At 72.7% G+C, this 26,548-nt stretch carries 30 protein-coding genes; 11 read left to right on the plus strand and 19 right to left on the minus strand.

Features of this window, described 5'->3' with window-relative positions:
* From rplX to rpsJ, 13 genes are all read right to left on the minus strand, one after another.
* Positions 1-396, minus strand: coding sequence for a 50S ribosomal protein L24 (gene rplX, locus BJ958_RS14190; protein ID WP_218865757.1), 396 nt, complete (start codon positions 394-396; stop codon positions 1-3).
* Complete coding sequence (gene rplN, locus BJ958_RS14195) at positions 396-764, minus strand: 50S ribosomal protein L14 (RefSeq protein ID WP_141797584.1); 369 nt, start codon at positions 762-764, stop codon at positions 396-398. Before rplN ends, rplX begins: the two co-directional genes overlap by 1 nt.
* A 76-nt stretch (positions 765-840) precedes the next feature.
* The gene (gene rpsQ, locus BJ958_RS14200) at positions 841-1,113 is read right to left on the minus strand and encodes a 30S ribosomal protein S17 (RefSeq protein ID WP_179727420.1); all 273 of its coding nucleotides are present in this window, start codon (positions 1,111-1,113) and stop codon (positions 841-843) included.
* Entirely contained in the window at positions 1,113-1,349 is a 237-nt protein-coding gene (gene rpmC, locus BJ958_RS14205) for a 50S ribosomal protein L29 (protein WP_028656351.1), read from the minus strand. Before rpmC ends, rpsQ begins: the two co-directional genes overlap by 1 nt.
* Positions 1,349-1,768 (minus strand): 50S ribosomal protein L16, encoded by a 420-nt coding sequence (gene rplP, locus BJ958_RS14210; RefSeq protein WP_179727421.1) that lies wholly within the window; start codon positions 1,766-1,768, stop codon positions 1,349-1,351. The genes rpmC and rplP overlap by 1 nt, the downstream gene beginning before the upstream one ends.
* Before the next feature lie 3 nt (positions 1,769-1,771).
* A complete protein-coding gene (rpsC, locus tag BJ958_RS14215; RefSeq protein WP_179727422.1) occupies positions 1,772-2,602 on the minus strand; it encodes a 30S ribosomal protein S3 in 831 nt (276 codons plus the stop codon).
* Positions 2,602-3,021 carry a 50S ribosomal protein L22 gene (gene rplV / locus BJ958_RS14220; protein ID WP_141797580.1) on the minus strand — a complete coding sequence of 140 codons (420 nt, stop codon included), beginning with the start codon at positions 3,019-3,021 and terminating at the stop codon, positions 2,602-2,604. Before rplV ends, rpsC begins: the two co-directional genes overlap by 1 nt.
* Positions 3,018-3,299 carry a 30S ribosomal protein S19 gene (gene rpsS, locus BJ958_RS14225; RefSeq protein ID WP_139621517.1) on the minus strand — a complete coding sequence of 94 codons (282 nt, stop codon included), beginning with the start codon at positions 3,297-3,299 and terminating at the stop codon, positions 3,018-3,020. Before rpsS ends, rplV begins: the two co-directional genes overlap by 4 nt.
* Before the next feature lie 12 nt (positions 3,300-3,311).
* Positions 3,312-4,148: a 50S ribosomal protein L2 gene (rplB, locus tag BJ958_RS14230; RefSeq protein WP_141797579.1), complete on the minus strand. Its 837-nt coding sequence runs from the start codon at positions 4,146-4,148 to the stop codon at positions 3,312-3,314.
* 24 nt (positions 4,149-4,172) lie between these two features.
* The gene (gene rplW, locus BJ958_RS14235) at positions 4,173-4,478 is read right to left on the minus strand and encodes a 50S ribosomal protein L23 (protein WP_141797578.1); all 306 of its coding nucleotides are present in this window, start codon (positions 4,476-4,478) and stop codon (positions 4,173-4,175) included.
* Positions 4,478-5,089, minus strand: a complete 612-nt coding sequence (gene rplD / locus BJ958_RS14240; protein WP_179727423.1) for a 50S ribosomal protein L4 — start codon at positions 5,087-5,089, stop codon at positions 4,478-4,480. Before rplD ends, rplW begins: the two co-directional genes overlap by 1 nt.
* Positions 5,090-5,094: 5 nt before the next feature.
* Positions 5,095-5,745, minus strand: coding sequence for a 50S ribosomal protein L3 (gene rplC / locus BJ958_RS14245; protein ID WP_141797576.1), 651 nt, complete (start codon positions 5,743-5,745; stop codon positions 5,095-5,097).
* A gap of 10 nt (positions 5,746-5,755) precedes the next feature.
* Complete coding sequence (gene rpsJ / locus BJ958_RS14250; protein WP_007078637.1) at positions 5,756-6,064, minus strand: 30S ribosomal protein S10; 309 nt, start codon at positions 6,062-6,064, stop codon at positions 5,756-5,758.
* Positions 6,065-6,452: 388 nt separating this feature from the next.
* Between rpsJ and BJ958_RS28570 the strand changes: the two genes are divergently transcribed.
* The 8 genes from BJ958_RS28570 to BJ958_RS14290 all read left to right on the plus strand — a co-directional run bounded on the left by BJ958_RS28570 (position 6,453) and on the right by BJ958_RS14290 (position 14,598).
* A complete protein-coding gene (locus BJ958_RS28570; RefSeq protein ID WP_179727424.1) occupies positions 6,453-7,595 on the plus strand; it encodes a hypothetical protein in 1,143 nt (380 codons plus the stop codon).
* Positions 7,596-7,683: 88 nt separating this feature from the next.
* Positions 7,684-8,298, plus strand: coding sequence for a DUF4129 domain-containing protein (locus BJ958_RS14260; RefSeq protein ID WP_179727425.1), 615 nt, complete (start codon positions 7,684-7,686; stop codon positions 8,296-8,298).
* Positions 8,295-9,467: a DUF4350 domain-containing protein gene (locus tag BJ958_RS14265; protein WP_179727426.1), complete on the plus strand. Its 1,173-nt coding sequence runs from the start codon at positions 8,295-8,297 to the stop codon at positions 9,465-9,467. The genes BJ958_RS14260 and BJ958_RS14265 overlap by 4 nt, the downstream gene beginning before the upstream one ends.
* Positions 9,464-10,435 (plus strand): AAA family ATPase, encoded by a 972-nt coding sequence (locus BJ958_RS14270; RefSeq protein WP_179727427.1) that lies wholly within the window; start codon positions 9,464-9,466, stop codon positions 10,433-10,435. Before BJ958_RS14265 ends, BJ958_RS14270 begins: the two co-directional genes overlap by 4 nt.
* A 13-nt stretch (positions 10,436-10,448) precedes the next feature.
* Positions 10,449-11,786, plus strand: coding sequence for a DUF58 domain-containing protein (locus tag BJ958_RS14275; RefSeq protein WP_179727428.1), 1,338 nt, complete (start codon positions 10,449-10,451; stop codon positions 11,784-11,786).
* A gap of 49 nt (positions 11,787-11,835) precedes the next feature.
* Positions 11,836-12,747 carry a DUF4349 domain-containing protein gene (locus BJ958_RS14280; RefSeq protein WP_179727429.1) on the plus strand — a complete coding sequence of 304 codons (912 nt, stop codon included), beginning with the start codon at positions 11,836-11,838 and terminating at the stop codon, positions 12,745-12,747.
* Between the two features lie 118 nt (positions 12,748-12,865).
* Positions 12,866-13,795: a LysR family transcriptional regulator gene (locus BJ958_RS14285; protein ID WP_179727430.1), complete on the plus strand. Its 930-nt coding sequence runs from the start codon at positions 12,866-12,868 to the stop codon at positions 13,793-13,795.
* A gap of 32 nt (positions 13,796-13,827) precedes the next feature.
* Positions 13,828-14,598 (plus strand): NYN domain-containing protein, encoded by a 771-nt coding sequence (locus BJ958_RS14290; protein WP_179727431.1) that lies wholly within the window; start codon positions 13,828-13,830, stop codon positions 14,596-14,598.
* On the opposite strand, the gene BJ958_RS14295 is transcribed toward BJ958_RS14290, so the two are convergent.
* The 4 genes from BJ958_RS14295 to hemE form a co-directional block, all read right to left on the minus strand.
* On the minus strand, positions 14,528-15,355 hold the full coding sequence (locus BJ958_RS14295; protein ID WP_343052681.1) for an FAD:protein FMN transferase: 828 nt from the start codon (positions 15,353-15,355) through the stop codon (positions 14,528-14,530). The genes BJ958_RS14290 and BJ958_RS14295 overlap by 71 nt on opposite strands.
* The gene (locus BJ958_RS14300; protein ID WP_343052682.1) at positions 15,352-15,777 is read right to left on the minus strand and encodes an FMN-binding protein; all 426 of its coding nucleotides are present in this window, start codon (positions 15,775-15,777) and stop codon (positions 15,352-15,354) included. Before BJ958_RS14300 ends, BJ958_RS14295 begins: the two co-directional genes overlap by 4 nt.
* On the minus strand, positions 15,774-17,171 hold the full coding sequence (locus tag BJ958_RS14305) for a ferredoxin reductase family protein (protein WP_179727432.1): 1,398 nt from the start codon (positions 17,169-17,171) through the stop codon (positions 15,774-15,776). Before BJ958_RS14305 ends, BJ958_RS14300 begins: the two co-directional genes overlap by 4 nt.
* A 141-nt stretch (positions 17,172-17,312) precedes the next feature.
* Positions 17,313-18,398, minus strand: a complete 1,086-nt coding sequence (gene hemE, locus BJ958_RS14310) for a uroporphyrinogen decarboxylase (protein WP_179727433.1) — start codon at positions 18,396-18,398, stop codon at positions 17,313-17,315.
* A gap of 31 nt (positions 18,399-18,429) precedes the next feature.
* Here hemE and BJ958_RS14315 point away from each other — a divergent pair, with 31 nt between their 5' ends.
* Together BJ958_RS14315 and BJ958_RS14320 are read left to right on the plus strand one after the other, a co-directional pair.
* Positions 18,430-19,038 carry a DUF3000 domain-containing protein gene (locus tag BJ958_RS14315; protein WP_179727434.1) on the plus strand — a complete coding sequence of 203 codons (609 nt, stop codon included), beginning with the start codon at positions 18,430-18,432 and terminating at the stop codon, positions 19,036-19,038.
* Positions 19,038-20,423 (plus strand): ribonuclease D, encoded by a 1,386-nt coding sequence (locus tag BJ958_RS14320; RefSeq protein WP_179727435.1) that lies wholly within the window; start codon positions 19,038-19,040, stop codon positions 20,421-20,423. Before BJ958_RS14315 ends, BJ958_RS14320 begins: the two co-directional genes overlap by 1 nt.
* Here the strand turns inward: BJ958_RS14320 and BJ958_RS14325 are convergent.
* Positions 20,330-21,760, minus strand: coding sequence for an extracellular solute-binding protein (locus BJ958_RS14325; protein ID WP_179727436.1), 1,431 nt, complete (start codon positions 21,758-21,760; stop codon positions 20,330-20,332). The genes BJ958_RS14320 and BJ958_RS14325 overlap by 94 nt on opposite strands.
* 62 nt (positions 21,761-21,822) lie before the next feature.
* Between BJ958_RS14325 and BJ958_RS14330 the strand changes: the two genes are divergently transcribed.
* Positions 21,823-22,422, plus strand: a complete 600-nt coding sequence (locus BJ958_RS14330) for a hypothetical protein (protein ID WP_179727437.1) — start codon at positions 21,823-21,825, stop codon at positions 22,420-22,422.
* 245 nt (positions 22,423-22,667) lie between these two features.
* Here BJ958_RS14330 and hrpA read toward each other — a convergent pair whose 3' ends face one another.
* On the minus strand, positions 22,668-26,501 hold the full coding sequence (gene hrpA, locus BJ958_RS14335; RefSeq protein ID WP_343052684.1) for an ATP-dependent RNA helicase HrpA: 3,834 nt from the start codon (positions 26,499-26,501) through the stop codon (positions 22,668-22,670).
* Between the last annotated feature and the right edge of the window lie 47 nt (positions 26,502-26,548).

Here is a 26,548-nt window from a genome sequence, read left to right on the forward strand (position 1 = left end):
TCAGATCTCCTTCCCGGTCTTGCGGGAGATGCGCACGCTGCGCGTCGAGGGGTACTCGGAACCGTCGGGACGACGCTTCGTGACGTCGACTCGCTTGTAGCCGACCTTGGTGACGCCGTCACCCTCGACCAGCATCACGTTGGACACGTGGATGGGGGCCTCGGTGGTGATGATGCCGCCGGTGTTGCCCGCACGCCCACCCTGGTCGACGACCTTGGTGTGCTTCTTGATGCGGTTGACACCCTCGACGATCACGCGCTCCTCCTCACGGAGGACCTTGATGATCTTGCCCTCGGCGCCCTTGTCCTTGCCGGCGATGACCTTGACGGTGTCGCCCTTCTTGACGCGCAGGTTGGGCTTCTTGCGAACCTGCTCGGACTTCTTGCGGGCAGCCATCACAGCACCTCCGGAGCCAGCGAGATGATCTTCATGAACTTCTTCTCACGCAGCTCACGGCCGACGGGGCCGAAGATGCGGGTACCGCGGGGCTCGCCGTCGTTCTTGAGGATCACCGCCGCGTTCTCGTCGAAGCGGATGTACGAACCGTCGGGGCGGCGACGCTCCTTGACGGTGCGGACGACGACGGCCTTGACGACCTCGCCCTTCTTGACGTTGCCGCCGGGAATGGCGTCCTTGACGGTGGCGACGATGACGTCACCGATCCCGGCGTAGCGACGACCGGAGCCGCCGAGCACGCGGATGCAAAGGATCTCCTTGGCACCGGTGTTGTCGGCGACCTTGAGTCGCGACTCCTGCTGAATCATCGATTTCTCCTGGTTGTCGTGCCGGTTCTCAGTCCCTCACCCCGTGACGGAGCGGGCTGAGCCTGGCCGAACGGATTTACTTCGCGCGCTCGAGGATCTCCACCACGCGCCAGCGCTTGGTGGCCGACAGCGGGCGGGTCTCCATGATGAGGACGCGGTCGCCGACGCCGCAGTCGTTCTGCTCGTCGTGAGCCTTGAGCCGCGTGTTGCGGCGCATGACCTTGCCGTACAGAGCGTGCTTGACGCGGTCCTCGACGGACACGACGACGGTCTTGTCCATCTTGTCGCTGACCACGAGACCCTCGCGGGTCTTGCGGGCGTTGCGCGCGGTCTCAGTCGACTCGCTCATCAGTTCTCCTCCTCCGAACCCGGGGCGGTCCGGATGCCGAGCTCGCGCTCACGCACCACGGTGTAGATCCGGGCGATGTCCTTCTTGACCGTGCGGAGCCGACCGTGGCTCTCCAGCTGGCCGGTCGCCGCCTGGAAGCGGAGGTTGAACAGCTCCTCCTTGGCCTCGCGGAGCTTGGCCTCCAGGTCGACGTCGTTGAGCTCGTCCAGCTCGTGGGCGCGGATGACGTTCGCCATCAGAACTCACCAGCCTCTCGCGTGATGAAACGGGCCTTCATGGGCAGCTTGTGGATCGCACGACGCATGGCCTCGCGGGCGATGTCCTCCGGGACGCCGGAGAGCTCGAACATGACGCGGCCGGGCTTGACGTTGGCGACCCACCACTCGGGCGAGCCCTTACCGGAACCCATGCGGGTCTCGGCCGGCTTCTTGGTCAGCGGGCGGTCCGGGTAGATGTTGATCCAGACCTTTCCGCCACGCTTGATGTGGCGGGTCATCGCGATACGGGCCGACTCGATCTGGCGGTTGGTGACGTACGCACTCTCCAGCGCCTGGATACCGAAGTCACCGAACGCGAGCGACGTACCGCCCTTGGCAGCACCCGACCGCTTGGGGTGGTGCTGCTTGCGGTGCTTGACGCGACGCGGCATCAACATGGGTCAGGACTCCGTTCCGGTGGTCGGCTCCACCGCGGCGGCCTCGGGGTTGGTCTCCACGGCGGGAGCACCCTCGGCGTTGCGGTCCGAGCGGTTCGGGCGGTCGCCGCGCGACCCACGGGTCGGACGGTCACCACCACGGCTGGGGCGGCCGCCGCGGCCGGGAACACCGGCGCGGGCAGCAGCCTGGGCCTGGCGCTCGGCACGGGAGCCGGCGACCTCGCCCTTGTAGATCCAGACCTTCACGCCGATGCGGCCGAAGGTCGTGCGGGCCTCGTAGAAGCCGTAGTCGATGTCGGCACGCAGCGTGTGCAGCGGGACGCGGCCCTCGCGGTAGAACTCGGTGCGCGACATCTCGGCGCCGTTGAGGCGGCCGGAGCACTGGATCCGGATGCCCTTGGCACCGGAACGCATCGAGGTCTGCATGGCCTTGCGCATCGCGCGGCGGAACTGCACGCGACCCGACAGCTGCTCGGCGACACCCTGGGCGACCAGCTGCGCGTCGATCTCGGGGTTCTTGACCTCGAGGATGTTCAGCTGGACCTGCTTGCCGGTGAGCTTCTCGAGCTCGCCGCGGATGCGGTCGGCCTCGGCGCCACGGCGACCGATGACGATGCCGGGACGCGCGGTGTGGATGTCGACGCGGACCCGGTCACGGGTGCGCTCGATCTCGACCTTGGCGATACCGGCCCGCTCCATGCCCTTGCTGAGCAGCTTGCGGATCGCGACGTCCTCGCCGACGTAGGACTTGTACAGCTTGTCGGCGTACCAACGCGACTTGTGGTCGGTCGAGATGCCGAGGCGGAAGCCGTTCGGGTTGATCTTCTGACCCATTACTTCTTGCCCTTCTTCGCGACGACATCGGCCGGCTGGACCGCGATGGTGATGTGGCTGGTGCGCTTGTTGATCCGGGTGGCCCGGCCCTGCGCACGCGGACGCCACCGCTTCATCGTCGGGCCCTCGTCGACCCGCGCGACCGAGACGACCAGGTCGCCGGTGGCGAGGCCCTCGGTGGTCGCGGCGTTCGCGACGGCGCTCTGCAGCACCTTGTAGACGGTCTCGGAGGCCGACTGCGGCGCGAACTGCAGCAGGGTCAGCGCCTCGTCGGCGGGCAGGCCGCGGACCAGGTCGATGACGCGGCGCGCCTTCATCGGGGTGATCCGCACGAAGCGGGCGGTCGCGAACGCGCCGGGCTCGTCGCCCAGGAGGGACTCGCGGCGCGCGCTGACGCGGTTGCGCTCAGTGGTGCTCATCGACGGCGTCCCTTCCGGTCTTCCTTGACGTGGCCGCGGTAGGTGCGGGTCGGCGCGAACTCACCGAGCTTGTGGCCGACCATGGAGTCGGACACGAAGACCGGGACGTGCTTGCGACCGTCGTGGACCGCGATCGTGTGGCCGATCATCGAGGGGATGATCATGGACCGGCGCGACCAGGTCTTGATGACGTTGTGGGTGCCCTTCTCGTTCTCGGCGTCCACCTTCTTGAGCAGGTGGCCGTCGACGAAGGGGCCCTTCTTCAGGCTGCGAGGCATCTCTCAGTTCCTTCAGCGCTTGTTCTTGCCGGACTTGCGGCGTCGGATGATCTGGGAGTCGCTGGCCTTGCGCTTGCGCGTACGGCCCTCGGGCTTGCCCCACGGCGAGACGGGGTGGCGACCACCGGACGTCTTGCCCTCACCACCACCGTGCGGGTGGTCGACCGGGTTCATGACCACACCACGGACGGTCGGGCGCTTGCCCTTCCACCGCATGCGGCCGGCCTTGCCCCAGTTGATGTTCGACTGCTCGGCGTTGCCGACCTCGCCGATCGTCGCGCGGCAGCGCACGTCGACGTAGCGCATCTCGCCCGAGGGCAGACGCAGGGTGGCACGCGAGCCCTCACGGGCGACGAGCTGCGCGCTGTTGCCGGCCGAGCGGGCCAGCTTGGCGCCGCCACCGGGACGAAGCTCCACGCAGTGGATCGTCGTACCGACGGGGATGTTGCGCAGCGGCAGGTTGTTGCCCGGCTTGATGTCGGCACCGACGCCCGACTCCACCCGCATGCCCTGCGTCAGGTCCTTCGGCGCCACGATGTAGCGCTTCTCGCCGTCGGCGTAGTGCAGCAGCGCGATGCGCGCGGTGCGGTTGGGGTCGTACTCGATGTGCGCGACCTTGGCCGGAACGCCGTCCTTGTCGTAGCGACGGAAGTCGATGATCCGGTAGGCACGCTTGTGACCGCCACCGTGGTGCCGCGTGGTGATCCGGCCCTGGTTGTTGCGACCGCCCTTCTTGGGCAGCGGGCGGGTCAGCGACTTCTCGGGGGTGGTCCGGGTGATCTCGGCGAAGTCGGCCACCGAGGAGCCACGACGGCCCGGGGTGGTCGGCTTGTACTTGCGGATAGCCATGTCAGATTCCTCTACCTAGCCCGGTCAGGAGACCGGACCTCCGAAGATGTCGATGCGGTGACCGTCGGCCAGGCTCACGATGGCGCGCTTGGTGTCCTTGCGCTTGCCGAGGCCGTTGCGGGTACGGCGGACCTTGCCCGGACGGTTGAGCGTGTTCACCGAGGTGACCTTGACGCCGAAGACCTTCTCGACGGCGATCTTGATCTCGGTCTTGTTGGCGTCCGGGTGCACCAGGAAGGTGTACTTGTTGGCGTCGAGGAGGCTGTAGCTCTTCTCCGACACCACGGGCGCGATCAGGACGTCGCGGTGGTCCTTGTGCAGGGTGCTCATCAGTTGGTCTCCTCCTCGGCGTTGCCACCGACGAGGCGGTCGAACGCGGCCTTGCTGAACACCACGTCGTCGCTCACGAGGACGTCGCGGGTGTTGAGCTGGTCGACCGCCACGATGTGGACCTCGGGCGCGTTGCGCAGCGAGAGCCAGGTGAGGCTGTCGGTGCGCTCGAGCACGACGAGGAACTTGCGACGGGTGGTCAGCTCGAAGAGCGAGGCGAGCGCGGCCTTGGTCGACGGCTTGTCGCCGGACACGAGGCCCTCGACGACGTGGATCCGCTCGTTGCGGGCCCGGTCGGAGAGGGCGCTGCGCAGGGCGGCGGCCTTCATCTTCTTGGGGGTGCGCTGGCTGTAGTCACGCGGCTGCGGGCCGTGGACGATGCCACCGCCGGCGAACTGCGGCGCCCGGGTCGAGCCCTGACGGGCGCGGCCGGTGCCCTTCTGCTTGTAGGGCTTCTTGCCACCGCCGCGGACCTCGCCGCGACGCTTGGTGGCGTGGGTGCCCTGACGCGCAGCGGCCTGCTGGGCGACGACGACCTGGTGGATCAGCGGGATGTTGACCTCGACACCGAAGATCTCGGCGGGGAAGTCGACGGAAACGGTCTTGGCCATGGTGATCAGCCCTTCTTCGCAGCCGTGCGGAGAACGACGAGACCGCCCTTGGGGCCGGGAACGGCGCCCTTGATCAGGACGATGCCCTTCTCGACGTCGACGGCGTGGACGGTGACGTTCTGGGTGGTGACGGTGTCCGTACCCATGCGACCGGCCATGCGCAGGCCCTTGAACACGCGACCGGGGGTGGCGCAGGCGCCGATCGAGCCCGGCTTGCGGTGGTTGCGGTGGGCACCGTGCGAGGCGCTCACGCCGGCGAAGCCGTGACGCTTCATGACACCGGCGAAGCCCTTGCCCTTGCTGGTGCCGGTCACGTCGATGACCTGGCCGGCCTCGAACGTGTCGACGGGCAGCTCCTGGCCGACGGTGTACTCGCTGGCGTCGGCGGTGCGGATCTCGACCACGTGGCGACGCGGCGTCGTACCGGCCTTGGCGAAGTGACCCGCCTGCGGCTTGTTGACCTTGCGGCCCTCGATCTCGCCGAAGCCGATCTGGATGGCGTTGTAGCCGTCCGGCTCGGGCTGGCGGACCTGGGTGACGACGTTGGTGCCGGCGGCGACCACGGTCACCGGGATGACCCGGTTGTTCTCGTCCCAGAGCTGGGTCATGCCGAGCTTGGTGCCCAGCAGGCCCTTCACGTTGCGCTCAATAGTCATGTCTCGAACCTCAGAGCTTGATCTCGATGTCGACACCGGCCGGCAGGTCGAGGCGCATCAGGCTGTCGACGGTCTTCGGCGTGGGGTCGATGATGTCGATGAGCCGCTTGTGGGTGCGCATCTCGAAGTGCTCGCGCGAGTCCTTGTACTTGTGCGGCGAGCGGATGACACAGAAGACGTTCTTCTCGGTCGGCAACGGCACCGGGCCGGCGACCTTCGCACCCGTCCGGGTGACCGTGTCCACGATCTTGCGCGCCGAGGTGTCGATCACCTCGTGGTCATAGGCCTTGAGCCTGATGCGGATCTTCTGTCCCGCCATAGGTCTCTCTCGTCCTTACTCGTCGTACGACTCTGGGTCCTTCAGCTCCGACCCCCGCGGTCGGGCGTGTCGCACCTTGTTGTGGGCGCGCACGTCTTCCCTGGGGAAGTCGAGCTGTTGTTCTTGGCTGCCTCGGGCCTCCCGGGCGTGCGGTGCGAGCTGATGTCGACGACCGGCACACGCTCCACGCGGCTCGGATCGGCAGGGCCGACCACTCCGCAGGGGAGACACGATTCAGTAGTCAAGATTGGCGCGCACCCCGACGTCCTGTCCGGGGCAACCGGAACATCTTGGCAGAGTTCGCCGGGCCTACCAAATTGCGGAGGGCGCTCCAGCTCGGGGGCCGTCTCCCCCGGTTCGGCAGGGACCGGATGCAAGGATGACCCGCATGACCGACGGCCCCTCGCAGCAGTACCCGGCCCCGGGTGCGCCCGCGCCCGCCGACCCGGTCCCGCCCGGCACGGCCGGGCCGTCGTTCCCGCCCCCGGGGGCACCCCGGGCCCCCGTCCCGGGGCCGGCACCGGCCGGCTGGGCGCCGTACCCGACCGGTCCGGGGCCGCGTCCGGGACTGGTGCTCGGTGCGGCCCACAAGCCCGGTGCACTCCCCCTGCGCCCGCTGACCCTCGGCAACATCTACGACGGCGCGTTCCGGATCATCCGGTTCAACCCGAAGGCCACGGTCGGCGCCGCGGTGATGGTGACCGCGGTCGCGATGCTGATCCCGGTCCTCGTCACGGTCGTCGTCAGCCTCACCATCGGGATCGCGACCGACGCGTCCGGCGAGCTCGACCCCGACGCCACGACGGCGGAGCTGGTCGGCGCGCTGGCGGCCTACGGCTCCCTGCTGCTCTCCCTGGTCGTCGCCCAGGTCGGGGTGGTGTTCGTGACCGGCATGGTGGCCCACGTGACCCGGGCCGCGGCGGTCGGCAGACGGCTGGGGCTCGGCGAGGCATGGGCGGCGACCCGGGGCAAGCGGTGGCGGCTGCTCGGGCTCACCCTGGTCCTCAACCTGACCTACACGGTCCTGCTGGTCGTCTACATCCTGCTGTGGGTGCTGGTCGTGGTGGCCAGCGACAGCGCGTGGCCGGTGGTGATCTGGGGCCTGCTGAGCGTGCCGGCCTTCGTCGCGCTGTGCTGCTGGCTGTGGATCCGCTACTACTACCTCCCGGTCCCGGCCCTGATGCTCGAGCCGGTGGGCGTCTTCGGGGCGATCGGCCGCGGCTGGCGGCTCTCGGCGCGGCAGTACTGGCGGACCTTCGGCATCGCGCTGCTGACCGTGGTCATCGCGCAGTTCGCCGGGGGGCTGCTGTCGTTCCCGGTCAGCATCGTCGGCAACGTCGTGGCGCTGGCCGCCCCGCAGCACGCCGTGCTCGCGCTGATCTTGACCCAGGCGATCGCCGTGGTCGTCCAGAACGCCTTCGTGGCACCGTTCCTCGCCGCCGTCACGTCGGTGCAGTACGTCGACCTCCGCATGCGCAAGGAGGCCTTCGACGTCGAGCTGATGCGGGAGGCGGGGATCGTCCCCGCATGAAATCACCCCACGAAGTTCCTCTCCTCCGCTTCGCTCCCCCGAACAACTCCGCGGGGACCCCGATGGGCGCATGCTGATGTGGCTGCGCATGATCCGTCTCGACCCACCGCTCGACCCGAGCGGGGACGAGGCGCGCCGCGAGCTGCGCCGCGAGCTGGTGCGCCCGGAGTACTACCAGGACGACGTCGTCGGCCGGCTGACGCGCTGGCTCGACCGACTGATCTCCAGCACCGTCGACGCCGCCTCCGGCTCGTCCTTACTGACCACGGCGGCGGCGATCCTGGTGGTGCTGCTGATCGTCGCCGGCATCCTCCTCCTCGCGAGCCGGGCCCGCCGTACGGCGACCGGGCGGGCGGCGCGCACGCCCGCCCTCACCGACGAGGTGGTCAGCGCCGACCAGCTGCGGGCACGCGCCGAGGCCGCCCTCGCCGGGGGCGACGCCGCGGGTGCGCTGGTCGATGCCTACCGGGCAGCCGCCGTGCGCCAGGTCGAGCGCGGCCGGATCGAGGACCTCCCGCAGGCCACGGCCCACGAGCTGGCCGACGCGCTGGTGGCGGTGTTCCCCGAGCACCGCGCAGCCGTGCTGCGCGGCGCCGACCTCTTCGACGGCGTCCTCTACGGCGAGCGGCCGGCCACGACCGGGCAGGCGGCCGAGCTGCTGGCGCTCGACGACGCCCTCTCCGGGCGGGCGGTGCGCCGATGACGACGACGACCACCACGACCACCACGACCACGGCGACCGCGAGGTCCCGGGTCCGGGTCTCGCGCGGGCAGCTGGCGATCACCGCAGCGGTCGTGCTGGCGATCGTGGTCGCGGTGTGGACGACCCGCGGCTCGGAGCAGTACCCGGGCGACGCCGACCCGCGCAACCCCGGCCCCGACGGAGCCCAGGCGGTCGCCAAGGTGCTGGCCGACCAGGGCGTCGACGTCACCATCGCCCGCTCGGCCGATGCCTTCGACGCGGCGCAGGTCGACGGGCACACGACCGTCGTCGTGAGCAGCACCGAGCAGCTGGCGGCGAGCACCCTGCGGCGGATGCGCGAGCACGCCTCGGCCGCCGCCCGGATCGTGCTGGTCGAGCCGGACTTCGCGATCCTCAACCAGATCGACCCGGACCTCGGGCTGCTCACCGTGGCCGCCGGCAAGGACGACTCCGTCGCCGCCCGCTGCCCCGACCCGATCGCGGGCGTCGACCTCGACGGGCTGCGCATCGAGGTGGACCGCGCGACGTCGTACACCGGCGAGGGGTGCTTCCCGGTCGAGGACCGGTCGCTCGTGCGCACCGTCGACGGGCTGGTCCTCCTGGGCGCCGGACAGGCGCTGACCAACGACCAGGTCACCCGCGCCGACAACGCCGCCGTCGGGCTGCGGCTGCTCGGGCAGGACCCGCGCCTGGTCTGGTACGTCCCCGACGCCACCGACGCCGTGTCCGACGACGCCGTCACGATCGGCACCCTGCTGCCCGACTGGATCGGGCCGGCGCTGTGGGTCCTGGCGCTGGCCGGGGCCGCGCTGCTGCTGTGGCGGGTGCGCCGGCTCGGGCCGCTGTCGACCGAGCCGCTGCCGGTCGTGGTCCGCGCCGTCGAGACCGCCCGCAGCCGCGGCCGGATGTACCGCCGCAGCGGTGACCGCGACCACGCCGCCACCGCGCTGCGCCGTGCCGCCCGCGCCGACATCGCCCGCCGGCTGCGGCTGGACCGCGGCGTCCCGACCCCGGTGGTCGTCGAGGCGGCCGCCCGCCACCTCGGGGCTCCGGTCGAGGCCGTGGCCGCCCTGCTCGACGACGACCGCACGCCACCGGCGACCGACCAGGACCTGGTCCGGTTCGCGCAGGACCTGGCCCGACTGAGGAGAGAGGTACGACGCTCATGACCCAGACCACCCACGAGGCCGGCGTGCGCGAGCGGCTGATGGCCGTGCGCCAGGAGGTCGCCAAGGCCGTGGTCGGCCAGGACGCGGCCGTGTCCGGGCTGCTCGTCGCGCTGCTGTGCGGCGGTCACGTGCTGATGGAGGGCGTGCCCGGCACGGCGAAGACGCTCCTGGTGCGGACCCTCGCGCAGAGCCTCGACGTGCAGACCCGCCGGGTCCAGTTCACCCCCGACCTGATGCCGGGCGACATCACCGGCTCGCTGGTCATCGACTCGGCGGGTGGCGCTGAGCTCAGCTTCCGCGAGGGCCCGATCTTCACCAACCTGCTGCTCGCCGACGAGATCAACCGGACACCCCCGAAGACGCAGTCGGCGCTGCTGGAGGCGATGGAGGAGGGCCAGGTGTCCGCCGACGGCGTGACCCGGCCGCTGCCGCGCCCCTTCCTGGTCGCCGCCACGCAGAACCCGGTCGAGTTCGAGGGCACCTACCCGCTGCCCGAGGCCCAGCTGGACCGGTTCCTGCTCAAGGTGGTGCTGCCGGTGCCGCCGCGCGAGGACGAGATCACCATCCTCACCCGCCACGCCGAGGGCTTCGACCCCCGCGACGTGGCCGGCGCGGGCGTGCGTCCCGTGGCCGGTGCCGCCGACCTCGAGGCCGGGCAGGCGGCCGTGCGGAAGGTGCAGGTCGCACCCGAGGTGGCGTCGTACATCGTCGACATCGCGCGGGCCACCCGGGCCTCCCCGTCCCTCTCGCTCGGCGTGAGCCCGCGTGGCGCGACCGCCCTGCTCCGCGCGGCACGGGCGTGGGCGTGGCTGTCGGGTCGCGACTTCGTGACGCCCGACGACGTGAAGGCACTCGCCCAGGCGTCGCTGGCCCACCGCCTCGGCGTGCGAGCCGAGGCCGAGCTCGAGGGCGTCGACGTCGCCCAGGTGCTCGCGTCGGCGATCGCGTCCGTCCCGGTCCCGCGATAGACCCAGCGACGTCATGGCGATCTCCGGCCGCGTCCCGCTGCTGCTCCTGCTGGGGCTGGCGGCGGTCGTGCTGCGCCCGCAGGCCGGCACGGTGTGGCTGTGGCTGCTCGGCGTGCTGCTGCTGGTCGGCCTCGACCGGCTGCTCACCCCCTCGCCCGCCCTGGCGTCGATCACCCGACGCCCGCCGGGATCGGTCCGGCTCGGCGACCCCGCGACGTCCGAGCTCGTGGTCGCCGCGACCGGGCGGCGAGTGCACCTCCACGTGCGCGACGCGTGGCAGCCCTCGGCCGGGGCCCGCGACAACCGGTTCCGGCTCCGGCTGGCGCCCGGGGACCAGCGGCGGCTGACCACGCCGCTGCTCCCCCGCCGCCGCGGCGACCTGCGCGCGGCCGGCGTCACGGTCCGCTCGTGGGGACCGCTCGGACTGGTCGCCCGGCAGCGCACCTACGACGTGCCCGGCTCGGTCCGTGCGTTGCCGCCCTTCGAGTCCCGCAAGCACCTGCCCTCCCGGCTCGCGCGTCTGCGCGAGCTCGACGGGCGGGCCGCCGTGCGCGTGCGCGGGCAGGGCACCGAGTTCGACTCGTTGCGTGAGTACGTCCGCGGCGACGACGTCCGCTCCATCGACTGGCGCGCCTCGGCCCGCAACACCCACGTGGTGGTCCGGACCTGGCAGCCCGAGCGGGACCGCCGGGTGGTGCTGGTCCTCGACACCTCCCGCACGTCGGCCGGCCGGGTCGCCCGCGCGGCCGGCGAGGCGGAGACGGACGGCATGCCGCGGCTGGACGCCGCCATGGACGCCGCCCTCCTGCTCGCGGCGTTGGCCTCGCGCGCCGGCGACCGGGTCGACTTCGTCTCCGGCGACCGACGGGTCCGCGCGCGCCAGCGCCTGCAGGGCGCGCGCGACGTGGCGGTGCGGCTCCAGGAGCAGATGGCCGACCTCGACCCGGTCCTCGCCGAGGCCGACTGGGACCTGCTGGCCGGCGCGGTCCAGGGCTTCGGCCGCCAGCGCGCGCTCGTCGTCCTGCTCACCGCGCTCGAGCCCGCCGCGATCGCCGACGGCCTGCTGCCCGTGCTGCCGGTCCTCACCCGCCACCACCGCGTGGTGATCGCGTCGGTGCGCGATCCCGAGCTGTCCCGGATGGCGGCGCTCGCCGACGAGGAAGGCCCCACGCCGCCCACCGCCGACGACGTGTACGCCGCCGCTGCCGCCTCCCACGAGCTCGAGCGCCGCGAGCGCACCCGGGCCATGCTGGTGCGGCTCGGGGTCGACGTGGTCGACGCCGACGCGGGCGACCTGCCGCCGGCACTGGCCGACCACTACCTCGCCCTCAAGGCGCAGGGACTGCTGTAGGAACCGGCCCACGGAGGAACCGGCGCACCGGGCGCCGCGTCGGAGGTGCATGCCCACCTCACCGCGTCGTACCGCCCTCCTCCTCGCCGGCATCGCCACCGCCCTGACCCTCACCGGCTGCAGCAGCTCCGGCTCGGACGACGGCGCGGGCAGGAGCAGTGGTGGCGCGCCGCCGGCGGAGGCGGTGGCCGACGGCGCCCCGACGCAGGCGGAGGTGCCGGCGGGACTGGCCGACGGCGCCGGGCGTGAGGGTGCGAAGGTGGCGACGGCCGAGCAGCCGGCCGTGGTCGCGACCGGCACCGTCTCGCTGGAGGCCGAGGACGTCGCCAGGGCACGGCTCGCGGTGCGCAAGGTGGTCGACACCCACCAGGGCACGATCGGCGAGCAGGAGACCACGACGGGCGACAAGGGTGCGCTCAGCACCGCGCGATTGGTGCTGCGGGTGCCGAGCGACCAGTTCGACGACGTGGTGGCCGCGCTGGAGGAGGTCGCGACACCGACGGGCACGACTACGAACAGCGAGGACGTCAGCGCCGAGGTGGTCGACGTCGCGGCCCGGATCCGCGCCCAGCGCAAGAGCGTCGGCCGGATCGAGACCCTCCTGGCCCGTGCGGAGAGCATCGAGCAGATCGTCGCGATCGAGTCCCAGCTCGCGAGCCGGCAGGCGGACCTCGACGCGCTCGAGTCCCGGCAGCGCTGGCTCGCCGACCAGACCGGGATGTCGACGGTCACCGTCTACATCGAGCAGCCGGTGGTGCACCACGAGCGCACGAAGGACGAGGAGGCCGACGGGTTCCTCGGCGGGCTGACCCGGGGCTGGGACGCACTCGCCGAGGGCGCCGGGGCGGTGCTGGTGGTCGTCGGCTTCCTGGTCCCGTGGCTGGTCCTGATCGCGCTGCTGGCCGTGCCGGCCCGGCTGCTGCTGCGGCGCCGGACGCGGGGTCCGGCCCGGGCTGCGTGAGCCGGGTCCGGAGCCCGCGTCCCTCGTGCTACTGTTTGTCTACAGACTTACTTGTATTTGATGCCCGGGCAAGGCCACCGGCCCACGGCGTCACCGATGGACGTGAAAGGCCGCACCCATGCGCATCGAACAGCTGGAGTACCTCACCGCCGTGACCCAGCACGGCTCGCTGCGCCGGGCCAGCGAGAAGCTCCACCTCTCCCAGCCCGCGCTGAGCGAGGCGCTCACCAAGCTCGAGCGCGAGCTGCGGGTGACGCTGCTCGACCGGCGCCGCTCGGGCGCCCGGATCAGCCGCGAGGGCCGCGAGCTGCTCCCCTACATGTCCGACGTGCTGGCCGCCGTGGAGCGACTGCGCAACGCGGCCGGCGACCGTCGTACCGATGCCCGGGTGATCCGGGTCGGCACCGTGCACGCCGCCACGTCGACCCTGCTCATCCCGGCGGTGCGCGCCTTCCAGGAGCGCCACCCCGGGACGACAGTCGAGGTGCTGACCCTCCAGCAGTCCCAGATCGACGAGGGGCTCGCCGAGGCCACGCTCGACCTCGGCCTGGTCAACGTCCTCGACGGCGACGACGCCCCGGTCGGCCTGGACGGGATCGACCTGCTGCACGGCCGGCCGGTCGCCGTGCTGCCCGCCGGGCACCCCCTCACCGCCCGCCCGCAGGTCAGCATCGAGGAGCTGCGCCAGGAGCGGTTCGTGATGATGCGCCCCGGTTACGTCATGCACCGCTACGTGCACCGCGCGTTCGGCCCCGAGGTGCCGCCGGCGGCGCACAGCACCGACGGCGCGGAGATGGGCAAGGCCCTGGTCGCCGAGGGTGTCGGTGTCACCGTGCTGCCCGACTACGCCGTGATCGGCGACCCGCTGCACCGGGTCGGCATGATCGAGGCGCGTCCGATCGCCGGCGACCAGACCTTCCTCACCCTGCAGCTGCGCCAGCGCAAGGCGCTCCAGCAGCCGCTGCCGGTGCGGGAGCTGCAGGCCGCGCTGACGGCGCGCGCCGCGGAGTACCGCGCGGCCGGGGCGAGTGCGAGCGCTGCCTCCTGAGCTCGGGCACCCTCCTCGGCCATGATGGGCAGATGGCCGACCTGCGCATCGCCGTCCTCATCGACGCCGACAACGTCTCGCACCAGTACGCCGGCCCGCTGCTGGAGGAGCTGGCGAAGTTCGGCCGCACCACGGTCAAGCGCGCGTACGGCGACTGGTCGGGCGAGAACATGAAGGGCTGGAAGGACAAGCTCAACAAGCACGCGATCTCGCCCGAGCACACCTTCGCCTACACCCGCGGGAAGAACTCGACGGACTCGGCGCTGATCATCGACGCGATGGACCTGCTCTACTCCGGCAACGTCGACGGGTTCGCCATCGTGTCGAGCGACAGCGACTTCACGCGGCTCGCGAGCCGCCTGCGCGAGTCCGGCAAGACCGTCTACGGGGTCGGCCGGGAGCGGACCCCGCGGGCGCTCCAGGAGGCCTGCGACCAGTTCCTGCTCCTCGAGCTGCTCGGCACCGAGGACGCGGCTCCCGCCGACGAGCCGGACGAGGCCGAGGACGTCCCCGACCTCCCCAACCTCCAGAGCCTGCTGGCCCGGGCGGTCAACAACGCGGCCGGCGACGACGGCTGGGCCAACCTGAGCTCCCTCGGGACCAACCTGCGGCGCCTGTTCAGCGCGTTCGAGCCGAAGCGCTACGGCTTCGACGCGTTGCTGCCCCTCGTCGATGCCCAGCCCTTCCTCGTCGTCGACAAGGAGCGGCAGCGGGTCGGGCTCAAGGGCCAGGTCACGCCGACGAAGCCAGCGGCGAAGAAGGCTCCGGCCAGGAAGCCGGCGAAGAAGGCCACCGGCTCCTGACCGGCTCGTCGCCGTACGTCGCCACCGTACCGTCGGCGGCCACCACGACCCCGGTGCGTCCGCGGGCGAGCAGCCAGGGCACGCCCTGCTCCCCCAGCACGAACGCGGTCGTGGCCTCGACGTCGGCGGCGACCAGGTCGGAGGCGACGACGGTGACCTGGCGCAGCCCGTCGGGCGCGGTCCCGGTGCGCGGGTCGTGGATGTGGGCGCCGCGGCGCGCGGTGCCCGAGGTCGCGACCGCGCCGTTGGCGACCGGCAGCACGGCGACGACGCGGCGCGGGTCGGCCGGGTCCTCGATGCCGATCCGCCAGGCGGGGGCGCCGGGGACGCGCGTGCGGCAGACCATGTCGCCGCCGGCCGAGAGGCAGTAGTCGGTCGCGGCGAGCCGCTCGAGGGCGAGGCTCGCGCGCTGCACCGCCCAGCCCTTCACGACGCCGGAGGGGTCCGGCCCGCCGCCGTGCGGCGATCGCACGGCCTCGATGTCGAAGGCACCGCCGCTCGCCTCCCGGGCGACGTCGGCGAGGGCGAGCACCTCGGTCAGCTCCGGTGGTGCGTCGAGCAGGGGGAGCTCGCCGCGGCCCCAGCGGTTGACGACCGAGTCGGGGCGGTAGGTGCTGAACACCGCGTCGACGTGGCGCAGGCTCGCCACCACCTCGGCCCAGGCGGCCTCGGCCTCGGGGCCGTCGGCGTACCTGCCGCGCAGCGCCAGGCTGACCACGGTGCCCATCACCTCGAAGGCACGGCGGTGGACGTTCACAGCCCGGCCCTGTCGAGCGCGCTCTGCAGCGACTGCAGGTAGCCCGTGCTGGTGACGGTGGCGCCGCTGACCATGTCGATCGAGGCACTCTGCGCGGCCAGGGTCTCCCGGACCAGGACCGGCAGCGCGCGGCCGTTGATCTCCTGGTCGCGGCCGTTGCCGCTCGGGTACTGCGGCACCTGGACCGAGGTGATCGTCCCTGCCTCGACGGTGAGGGCGACCTGGACCGGGCCCCAGCGGGTCCGGGCGACGTCGCCGGTCACGGTGCTGCCCGCGCCGGTGCCGGTGCCCGCGGTGACGACCCGCGATCCGCCGGCAGCAAGCGAGGCGCCGGAGCCGGTCGAGGTCTGGTGGCTGAAGAGCAGGACCACGACGGACACCGTCCCCGCGAACCACAGCGCGATGCGTCGCACGCCGCTCACCACCCGAACTCCTCGACGTGCAGGTGCCGGTCGGGCACCCCGGCGGCCACCAGGCTCGCCCGGACCAGCTGCGACCATCCGGGCGGACCGCAGACGTAGACGTCGCGCTCGTGGATGTCGGGCACCCAGGCCCGCAGCGCGGACACGTCGTCGACCGGGCGGGACAGGGCGGGCAACCACGAGTCGGCGGTACGACGCACGCCGGGCAGGCGGAGCACCCGGAGCCCGCGCTCCCGGGCGAGCCGGTCGACCTCGGCCGCGAACAGCGGCGCGGTGCGGAACCGCTCGACGTACACCGCCTCACCGGGGAGGTACTCCATCCCCTCGGCGAGCGCGCGCAGCGGCGCCATGCCGACGCCGGCACCGATGAAGGCCACCTTGCGGGCCTCGCGGGCCCGGGGCGTGAGCCGGCCGTAGGGACCCTCGACGAGGACCCGGCTCCCGGGCCGCAGCGCGGCCACGTGGCTGCTGTCGTCGCCGGCCGCGGCGACGGTGATCCGCAGGCTGCGACCGTCGGGCGCGGCGGACAGGGAGTAGGGGTGGGCGCGGGACCGGCCGGGAGCGCCGAGGAAGCGCCACAGCAGGAACTGGCCGGGCTCGGCACGCAGCAGGTCGAGGCGTCGTCCGGCGACGTGGACCGACCACACGCCCGGCGCCTCGGGGACCACCGCGGTCACGCGGAGCCGGTGGCGCAGGTTGACCGCGAGCGGGAGCAGCACACGCCAGACCAGGACCGCGCCGGCGGCCACGCCCCAGGCCGTCCACCAGAAGACGGTGCGGGCGGGTGAGGTGGTGAGCTGCTGCCCGGTCCACAGCTGGTGGGGCAGGGCGAGGCCGACGCCGAGGTAGGCGTAGAGGTGCAGCAGGTGCCACGACTCGTAGCGCAGGCGGCGGCGGGCGGCCCGGATGCTGGTCACGACCACCATGACCAGGCACAGGGTGCCCGCCGCGGCGAGCAGCATGCCCGGGTAGTCCCAGGTCAGCGTCCACAGCGTCGCGGGCGTCGCGGCGAGCGATCCGGCGGCGTACCCCCAGGTCACGGTGAGCACGTGGACCATCACCAGCGAGAACGAGGTGAAGCCGACGATGCGGTGCTGCGCCGCGAGCTTGTCCTGCCCGAACGAGCGCTCCAGCACGGGCAGCCGGGCCATCAGCAGCACCTGGGCGAGCAGCAGGACCGAGCCGGCCAGGCCGCTGAGCTGGCCGAGCGCGGTCAGGGCCGTTCCGAGCCCGGCGATCGCGCTCAGGCCACCGTCCCGCAGCCACCAGAAGGCAGGCAGGACGAGACCCGCCGCGAGGGCGAGGCCCGCACCGGTCCGGACCGCCTCGGCACGCACGGCCGCGGCAGGGCGTGCTGCGACCGGCAGCGCGGCGCGCGGCGCCAGGGTCGTCATGACCGGACCGTGCGCGGTGTCGGACGTGGGGCTGGCTCGGTCATGGGGTCCTCCGGAGGTCGTCGGTGACCACCAGTGTTCGACCGCGTCGTGGGTGCGGACTGTCCCCGTTCTGTGCGCTTCCTGTGAAGCGTGCCCCGGTCAGTCCAGCGGGTAGGACTGCACGAACTCGGTGAGCCGTGCGAGCTGGTCGGGGTCCGTGCTCGGGATCACGCCGTGGCCGAGGTTGAAGATGTGGCCGCGGGCGGCCCGGCCGGCCTCGATGACCGCGGCAGCGCGCTCGGTCATCACCTCGGTGGGCGCGAACACCAGCGTCGGGTCGAGGTTGCCCTGCACCGAGCGGTCCCCGACGAGCGGGATCGCCCGGTCCAGCGGGGTGCGCCAGTCGACACCGACCACGTCGGCACCGGCCTCGCCCATCAGGTCGAGCAGGTTCGTCGTACCGACGCCGAAGTGGATGCGGGGCACGCCGAGCGCGCCGACCCGCTCCAGCACCCGGGCGGAGTGGGGCTGCACGAACCGGACGTAGTCGGCAGGCGTCAGCGCACCGGCCCACGAGTCGAACAGCTGGACCGCCGAGGCACCCGCCGCCACCTGGGTCTCGAGGAAGACCGCGGAGACGTCGGCGACCTTGCGCATCAGCGCGTCCCACACGTCGGGGGCACCGAACATGAGCGCCTTCGTCTTGGCGTGCTCCTTGGACGGCCCGCCCTCGACGAGGTACGACGCCACGGTGAACGGCGCGCCGGCGAACCCGATCAGCGGCGTGCCGCCGTTGACGGAGGCCAGCTCACCGACCAGGTCCCGCACGGCCCGGGTGATGTAGGGGACCTGCTCGGGCGTGAGGTCCGCGATCGCCTCGACGTCGGCGAGGGTGCGCACCGGCGAGGCGACGACGGGCCCGACGCCGGGCACGATGTCGAGGTCCACACCGACGGCCTTGAGCGGCAGCACGATGTCGGAGAAGAAGATGGCCGCGTCCACGCCGTAGCGCCGCACGGGCTGGAGCGTGATCTCGGTGATCAGCTCGGCGTTCATGCACGAGTCGAGCATGGCGATGCCCTCGCGCACCTTCAGGTACTCCGGCAGCGAGCGGCCGGCCTGGCGCATGAACCAGACCGGGGTGTGCGGCACCTTCTCGCCGCGGGCTGCCTTGAGGAGTGCGCTGTCGTGGAGGGGGACGGTCACGGGGTCAAGCGTCTCAGGTCGACGGCGTGGGACGCACATCGATCCGGCCGCGGGGTTCTAGGGTGGCCCCATGGTCGCCCGCCAGGAGATGAACCAGGGGTCCGGCGCGGCCGGCACTCCCCCCGAGTTCACCGCTGCCGTCGCGGGCCTGCGTGCGGCCACGTTCCGCCCGGAGGTGTTCTGCGAGGAGATGCCGGCGCCGCAGCGGATCGCGCCGTACGCCGCCGCGCTGTCCGCCGACGTCACCGTCGACGACGAGGAGGTCGCCACCGGACGACTCGTCCTGCTGCACGACCCGGCCGGCAACGACGCGTGGGAGGGCACCTTCCGCTGCGTGGCCTACTGCCGTGCCGAGATCGACCACGACCTCGCGACCGACCCGATGCTCACCGACGTCGGCTGGACCTGGTTGAGCGACGCCCTCGAGGCCCACGGCGCCGAGCACGTCGCCGTGTCCGGCACCGTGACCAAGGTGGTCACCGAGTCCTACGGCTCGATGGCCGACGAGCCGGGCAGCGCCCAGCTGGAGATCCGGGCGTCGTGGACGCCCGTCGACCCGAGCGACATGGCCACCCACGCCGAGGCGTGGGGCGAGCTGATGTGCACCGCCGGCGGTCTCGAGCCGGTACCCGACGGGATCGCGGTCATGCCGTCGCGGCGCGGCCAGCGGGGCGGCTGATGGCCGACGAGGCAACCCCCCACGAGACACCCGACGAGGCGCCCGGGGAGGACCAGCAGCCGGTCGAGCTGCTGACCCTCGCCGACGGCCTGCCGCCGGTGATCGACACCCCCGAGGCCCTCGCCGCCTACTGCGCGCTGGTCGCGGCGGGCACCGGTCCCGTGGCGATCGACGCCGAGCGCGCGTCCGGCTACCGCTACTCCAACCGCGCCTACCTGATCCAGGTCAAGCGGGCCGGAGCGGGCATCGGGCTGATCGACCCGATCCCGTTCGGCGACCTGACGCCGCTCGCCGACGCCATCGGCGACGCCGAGTGGATCCTGCACGCCGCCACCCAGGACCTGCCCTGCCTGGCCGAGGTCGGGCTGCGCCCGGTCGCGCTCTTCGACACCGAGCTGGCCGGCCGGCTGCTCAACTACCCGCGCGTCGGGCTCGCCACCCTGGTCGAGACCCTGCTCGGCCGGCACCTGCGCAAGGAGCACTCCGCCGTCGACTGGTCGACCCGGCCGCTGCCCGAGCCCTGGCTGGAGTACGCCGCCCTCGACGTCGAGGTCCTCGTCGAGCTGCGCGACCTGCTGGCCGCCGAGCTCGAGGAGACCGGCAAGGCCGACTGGGCGCGGCAGGAGTTCGAGCACGTCCGTGGCTTCGAGCCCGCGGTCCGCGTCGACGCCTGGCGGCGTACCTCGGGGCTGCACAAGGTCCGCGGCCGTCGTACGCTCGGCGCGGTGCGCGCCCTGTGGGAGGCCCGCGACGAGATCGCCCGCGAGCGCGACGTGACGCCGGGCCGGCTGATTCCCGACGCCGCCATCGTGGCGGCGGCGACCGCGATGCCGACGACACGAGGCGCGCTGCTCAGCACCCCGGGCTTCCACGGCCGCGGCGCGGCCCGGCACGCCCGGGAGTGGCTGGCCGCGCTGCAGTCGGCCGCGAACCTGCCCGAGGACCAGCTGCCCTCACGGGTCACCCACGGCGACGGCCCGCCGGCACCGCGCACCTGGGCCGACAAGGACCCGGTCGCGGCCCGCCGCCTCGAGCTGGCCCGGGCGGCAGTCTCCGCGCTGGCCGAGGAGCACTCCGTCCCGCTCGAGAACCTGCTGACCCCCGACACGCTGCGCCGGGTGATGTGGTCACCGCCGAGCACCCGCGACGCGGTCGACCTGCTGGAGGCGGTCATCGACCAGCTCCGGGCGCTGGGCGCGCGCAGCTGGCAGATCGGCCTGACGGCACCGGCCCTCAGCCGCGCGATCCTCGACGCGGAGGGGTCGTCGGGGAGCCGGGCGAAGCGGAGGCGTCAGGGAGTGGCGGACCCCGACGGGGCATCGGACGCGGCGCCGGACGGCCCGCCCGACGGCGTCTCCGACGGGGCCTCCGACGGCGGCACGTAGTCCGGGTCGAGGAGGCTGCGCGACTTCTCGTCGATGGCCTTCAGCGCCTCCTGCAGGTCGGCGATGTCCGGCGTCGTCAGCAGCGTCTGGATGTCGGGGTCGACCAGCTGGCGCAGCTCGCGTCCCTGCGTCAGCAGCGGCGGCAGCACGATCGAGCGCATCACCGAGTTGAACAGCGCGGCGTGCTCGGGCGCGAGTCCCGGCTGGAGGAAGTCGTCGGAGAACGCGACGGTCAGCTTGGCGGGCTGCACGTAGCCGGTCTCGGCGACCCGGGCGAGCGCCTCGTCGCTGACGAGGTAGCTGAGCACGTTGGCCGCGGCCTCGTTGCGCTCCGGGCGAGCCGGCGTGAGGCAGATCCCGTTGAGGTCGGCGACCGTCTGGGCCGAGCCGAGCGACGGCATCGGCATCACGTCGAAGTTGAGGCCCTCGACGCCGCGCAGCTGCGGGGTCAGGCCACGGAAGCCGGCGATCATGGCGAGCTTGCCGCGCTTGAACCAGTCGACGGCCGGGCGCTGCTCGAGCTGCTTGGTGCTCAACGTCAGCCGCGGGTCGCGCAGCACCTCGAGGGTGCGACGCAGCGCGTCGGTCGAGCCGTCGTCGCCGAGCGCGAGGCTGGTCGGCCTGTCGTCGTCGTTGAAGACCTTGCCGCCGCCGGAGTAGATGAACGGGGCGAGCCCGCGCAGCGTCGGCTCGATGTAGATGCCGCGGGTGTTGCGTCGCGGCCGGCTGCCGAACTCGGCGGCGGCGCGGAACTCCGCGAGGTTCCAGCTGGCGTGGTCCTCACGCGGCACCGGCAGGCCCTCGGCCTCCATCGCGGCGAAGTCGACGAGGTCGGTGTTGTAGTAGATGACCATCGGCGAGGCGGCGTACGGCATGCACTGCAGGTCGTCGTCGACCGAGAACGCCGAGACCGCGTCGCGGGCCCAGTCGTCGCCGATCGGGATCTCGCGCTCGTTGACCAGGTCGAGGAGCGGCACGTTGCGCTTCTCGGCCACGGTCTGCGCGAGGTCGCCGCGCGGGAGCAGGTAGAGGTCCGGCTTGGCGCCACCGCTGCGGATCGCGTCGAGCATCGCGTCGGCGTCGGGCCAGGACACGATGGACACGTTGGTGTCCTTGCTGCTGGCGTTGTAGTCGTCGACGACCGTCTGGTAGGCCGCGATCTCGGGCGCCGTGCCCCACACCGCGAGCTGCAGCTCGGTCATGGTCTCGGCCGTCGGCCGCGGCTGGTGGGGCCGCTGCTTCTGCTCGGTGCCGCTCGCGAGGGCGATCATGCCCACGAGGACCACCAGAGCGACCCCGACCACGACTGCACCCGTACGCCACGTGAACCGACCCACGGCCGCAACCCTACCGGCCGGTCACAGGCCTGCCTCCACGGCAGCGGTCCTAGGCTGGTGGGGTGTCCGAGCACCGCCGCCACCACCGTCCCGCGCCGCGGGAGGCTGCCTTCTTCGACGAGTACGTCGGCGCCGACGACCCCGCGCTGCTCACCGAGGCCGCCGAGCGGGCCGCGGTCCTGCTCGTCCGCGGCGCCCGCACCAGCGACGACGCCGGTGTCGCCGACCGCCTGGTCCACCTCGCCGACACCGAGGGCATCGAGGCCATCGCCGAGGTCTGGTCGCACGCCCCCGCCGACACCCTGGCCGGCTGCCTGTGGCGGCTCTACCTGCTCCGCTCGTGGGTCCACGCCGACCCGGCCGGGGTCGCCCGCGAGTTCGAGGCCGGCCGCTCCCGAGCCGAGTTCGCCCGGGTGGTCGCCGGGGTCGCGGACCCGCCCGGCCCCGACGAGCTGCGTGCCATGGTCGACGAGGTGCTGCGCGGCATCGCCGGGGGCGAGCTCGCCGACGTCCTGCTCCGCGCGGCCGCCTTCGCCCGGGTGGTCGCGGCCGGGCGGGCCACGCTGCACGACGTCCCCGATGCCGACATCCGCCGGATGCTCGCGCTCGCCGAGCAGCTCGAGGCGGCCGGCCACCTGGAGCTCGCGCACCGGTTGGCGTGAGGACTGGTCCGGCAGGACGTAGACTGGGCCCTCGAGCACGCCGGGCCGCGGCAGCCCCGGGTCCCAAATTCAGCCGCTACGAGCGGCCCTGCGCCGTGAGGCGCTCCCGGTCCGGTGTGCTCGACCTTCCACCGACCCGGCTCGAAGTTGCGCGTGAATCGCGCCGACCCGGCAGGAAGTGACGCGGGCGGAGCCATCTTCTGCCGGGTCGGCGCGATCACAGAGCCAGTTCGCGCCGGGTCGGCTCAGAGGGAGTCGAGGGCCTTGCGGATCCGTACGTCGGAGATCGGGCCGTCGGTGCCGAGCTGCTGGGCCCACAGCGAGACCCGGTACTCCTCGAGCATCCAGCGGATCGCGCGCAGGCCCGCCCCGGCCGGGCGGCCCTCGGGGAGCGCTGCGACCCGGGCGAGGTAGGCGTCCTGGAGCGGCTGGAGCACGTCCATCCGCTGCCGGTCCCTGGCGAGGGCGGCCGGGCCGCCGTTCTCGAGGGCGGTACGCCGCTCGCGCATCGCGGCCAGCCAGGTCCGGTGGCGGCGCAGCCGGGTGGCGCCGGCCTCCCCCACGAAGCCGTCGTGGACGAGGCGGCCGAGCTGGCCCTGCAGGTCGGTGAGCGCGGGCAGCATCGGCAGGTCGGCGCGGCCGCTGAGCAGGCGGTCGACCTCGCGCCAGGTGGTGAGCACCCGGAGCAGCTCGGCGAGCACGTCGCGCACGCCGGCCGCGGCGGTGGGGCGCAGGGCGGCCAGCAGGTCGTCGTACTCCTGGCGGCTGCGGACCGGCGGGCGGGCGTCGACGGCGTCGACCACGACGGCGCGCAGGCAGTCGTCGAGGATGGCGGGCACCCCGGCGTACGGCGTCCCGGCGAGGCCGAGCTTCTCGGCGTTGCCGAGGCCGTCGACCACGCCGGCGAGCGGTCGTGGGCCGAGGGCCAGCAGCGCCAGGCGGACGACGCCGAGCCGGTGCCGCGCGTCGCGCTCGTCGGCGGAGCCGAACACCTGCAGGCCGACGGTGCTGCCCTCGTCGACCAGGCCGGGGAAGGCCTCGACCTCGTGCCCGGCTCGGGTCCAGGTGGCCGTGGCCGGGATCTCGTCGAAGACCCAGTCGGTCTCGCCGGTGCGGGCGACGCCGGAGTCGGAGGCGACGGCGGCCATCGCGCGCTCGAACTGCGGCTGCAGCGGCGCCTTGAGCTCGGCGAGCGACTTGCCGCGGCCTTGCACCGAGCCGTTCTCGTCGACCACGCGGTAGCTCGGCTTGAGGTGCGCGGGCAGCGAGGAGAGGTCCCACGCCTCGCGCGGGACGTGGACGCCGGTCGTCGAGCGCAGGTAGCGCTCGAGGGCGGTCAGCAGCGCCTCCTCCCCCGGCGGTACGGCGGCGAGGAACTCGCGCGCCGTGTTCGGGGCCGGGACGAAGCTGACCCGCAGCGCCTTCGGGAGGCTGCGGATCAGCTCGGTGACCAGCTCCTCGCGCAGGCCGGGGACGATCCAGGAGAAGTCGTCGTCGTCGACCCGGTTCAGCGTCGCGACGGGGATGTCGATGGTGAGCCCGTCGTCCGTGGCGCCCGGCTCGAAGTGGTAGCTGATCGGGAACGTCAGTCCCCCGGCCACCGACCACTCCTCGGGGTAGTCGGCCTCGCGGACCTCGTCGGCCGTGTCGTGGGTGAGCATCGCCGGGTCGAAGGTGAGCAGGTCGGGCTGGGCTCGGCGCGCGTCCTTCCACCAGCGGTCGAAGTGCGCCCCGCTCACGATCCCCTCGGGCACGCGGGCGTCGTAGAAGTCGAAGAGCGTGTGCTCGTCGACGACCAGGTCGCGCCGCCGGGCCCGGTGCTCGAGCTCCTCGGCCTCGGCGAGCAGGCGGCGGTTCTGCTGGAAGAAGCGGTGCCGGGTGTCCCACTCGCCGTAGACGAGGGCGTGGCGGATGAAGATCTCGCGCGACAGCTCGGGGTCGACCTTGCCGTAGGAGACGGCGCGGTCGGCGGCCAGCGGTACGCCGTACAGCGTGACCCGCTCGCGCGCCATCACCGCCTGGCGCTTGCGCGACCAGCTCGGCTCGGAGTAGGTGCGCTTGACCAGGTGGGCGCCGAGGCGCTCGGCCCAGCGCGGGTCGATCGCGGCGTTCTGCCGCGCCCACAGCCGACCGGTCTCGACCAGCTCGCCGGCCATCACGAAGGGTGGGTTCTTCCTCGCCAGGCCGGAGCCGGGGAAGATCGCGAACCTCGCACCGCGGGCGCCGAGGTACTCGCGCGGGCCGGGGCGACGGTTGTCCTTGCGGGCGCCGGGCCCCGACCTGGCCGGCTTGTCCCGCTCCTCGAGCACGCCGACGTGGGAGAGCAGCCCGGAGAGCAGCGCCTGGTGGATGCCGTCGGCGTCGGGCGTCGCGCCCGGGGCCTCGAGCCGGACGCCCATCTCCTTGGTGACCTGGCGCAGCTGCGCGACGAACTCCTGCCACTCGCGCACCCGCAGGTAGTTGAGGTGCTCGCGCTTGCACATCCGGCGGAACGCGCTGCCGGAGAGCTCCTTCTGCTGCTGGCGCAGGTGGTTCCACAGGTTCAGCCAGGTCAGGAAGTCGGAGCCCTCGGCCTTGAACCGGGCGTGCAGCTGGTCGGCCTGGGCACGCTCGGTCGGGTGGTCGGCGCCCGGACGCTCGCGCGGGTCCTGCAGCGAGAGGGCCGCGACGATCACGAGGACGTCGCGCACGCAGCCGAGCCGCTCGGCCTCGAGCAGCATCCGGCCCAGCCGCGGGTCGATGGGGAGCCGGGCGAGGCGGCGGCCGACCTTGGTCAGCTCCCCGCGACCGGAGACCGCGCCGAGCTCCTCCAACAGCTGGGTGCCCGCCTGGACGTTGCGCCGGTCGGGCGGCTCGACGAACGGGAACCGCTCGATGTCGCCGAGCCCGAGGGAGGTCATCTGCAAGATGACCGAGGCGAGGTTGGTGCGCAGGATCTCCGGGTCCGTGAACTCGGGGCGGGCCTCGAAGTCCTCCTCGGCGTACAGGCGGATCGCGATGCCGGCCGCGACCCGCCCGCAGCGGCCGGAGCGCTGGTTGGCGGAGGCCTGGCTGATCGGCTCGATCGGGAGACGCTGGACCTTGGTCCGCGCGGAGTAGCGGGAGATGCGGGCGACACCGGTGTCGACGACGTAGCGGATGCCGGGGACCGTCAGCGAGGTCTCGGCGACGTTGGTCGCGAGCACGACACGGCGCCGGGAGCCCTTGGCGGGCGCGAAGACCCGGTGCTGCTCCGCGGCGGACAGCCGCGAGAAGAGGGGCAGCACGTCGACGCCCCGGATGCCCTCGCCGAGCGGCGCGAGCGCCTCGGCGGTGTCGCGGATCTCGCGCTCGCCCGGGAGGAACACGAGGACGTCGCCCGGGCCCTCGGCGGAGAGCTCCTTGACCGCGTCGACGATCGCCTCGGTCTGGTCCCGGACGATCGGCTCGCCGTCCTCGTCGTCCTCGGGCAGGTCCATCAGCGGCCGGTAGCGGACCTCGACCGGGTACGTGCGGCCGGAGACCTCGATGATCGGGGCGGGCTCACCGGTGCGTACGTCGGCGAAGTGCTCGGCGAAGCGCTCGGGGTCGATGGTCGCGGAGGTGATGACCAGCTTGAGGTCGGGCCGCTTCGGCAGCAGCTGGCGCAGGTAGCCGAGCAGGAAGTCGATGTTGAGGCTGCGCTCGTGGGCCTCGTCGATGATGATCGTGTCGTAGCGGCGCAGCAGCCGGTCGCGCTGCAGCTCGGCGAGCAGGATGCCGTCGGTCATCAGCTTGACCCGGCTCTGCTTCGACGTCTTGTCGGTGAACCGGACCTGGTAGCCGACCAGGTCGCCCAGCTCGGTCCCGAGCTCGGAGGCGATCCGCTCGGCGACCGAGCGCGCCGCGATCCGACGCGGCTGGGTGTGGCCGATCATCCGCGGACGGCCGTCCTCGCCGGGACCACCGCGCCCCAGCTCGAGACAGATCTTCGGCAGCTGGGTCGTCTTGCCGGAGCCGGTCTCGCCGGCGACGATCACGACCTGGTGGTCGCGGATCGCGGCAGCGATGTCGTCGCGTCGGGCGCTGACCGGGAGGTCGGGCGGGTAGGAGATCTTCACAGCGCGCCCATTGTCCCGTGTCCGCGCCCGCGGACCCAACCGGATTC

Origin of the sequence: Nocardioides kongjuensis (genome assembly GCF_013409625.1) — a bacterium.
GTDB classification, from domain to species: domain Bacteria; phylum Actinomycetota; class Actinomycetes; order Propionibacteriales; family Nocardioidaceae; genus Nocardioides; species Nocardioides kongjuensis.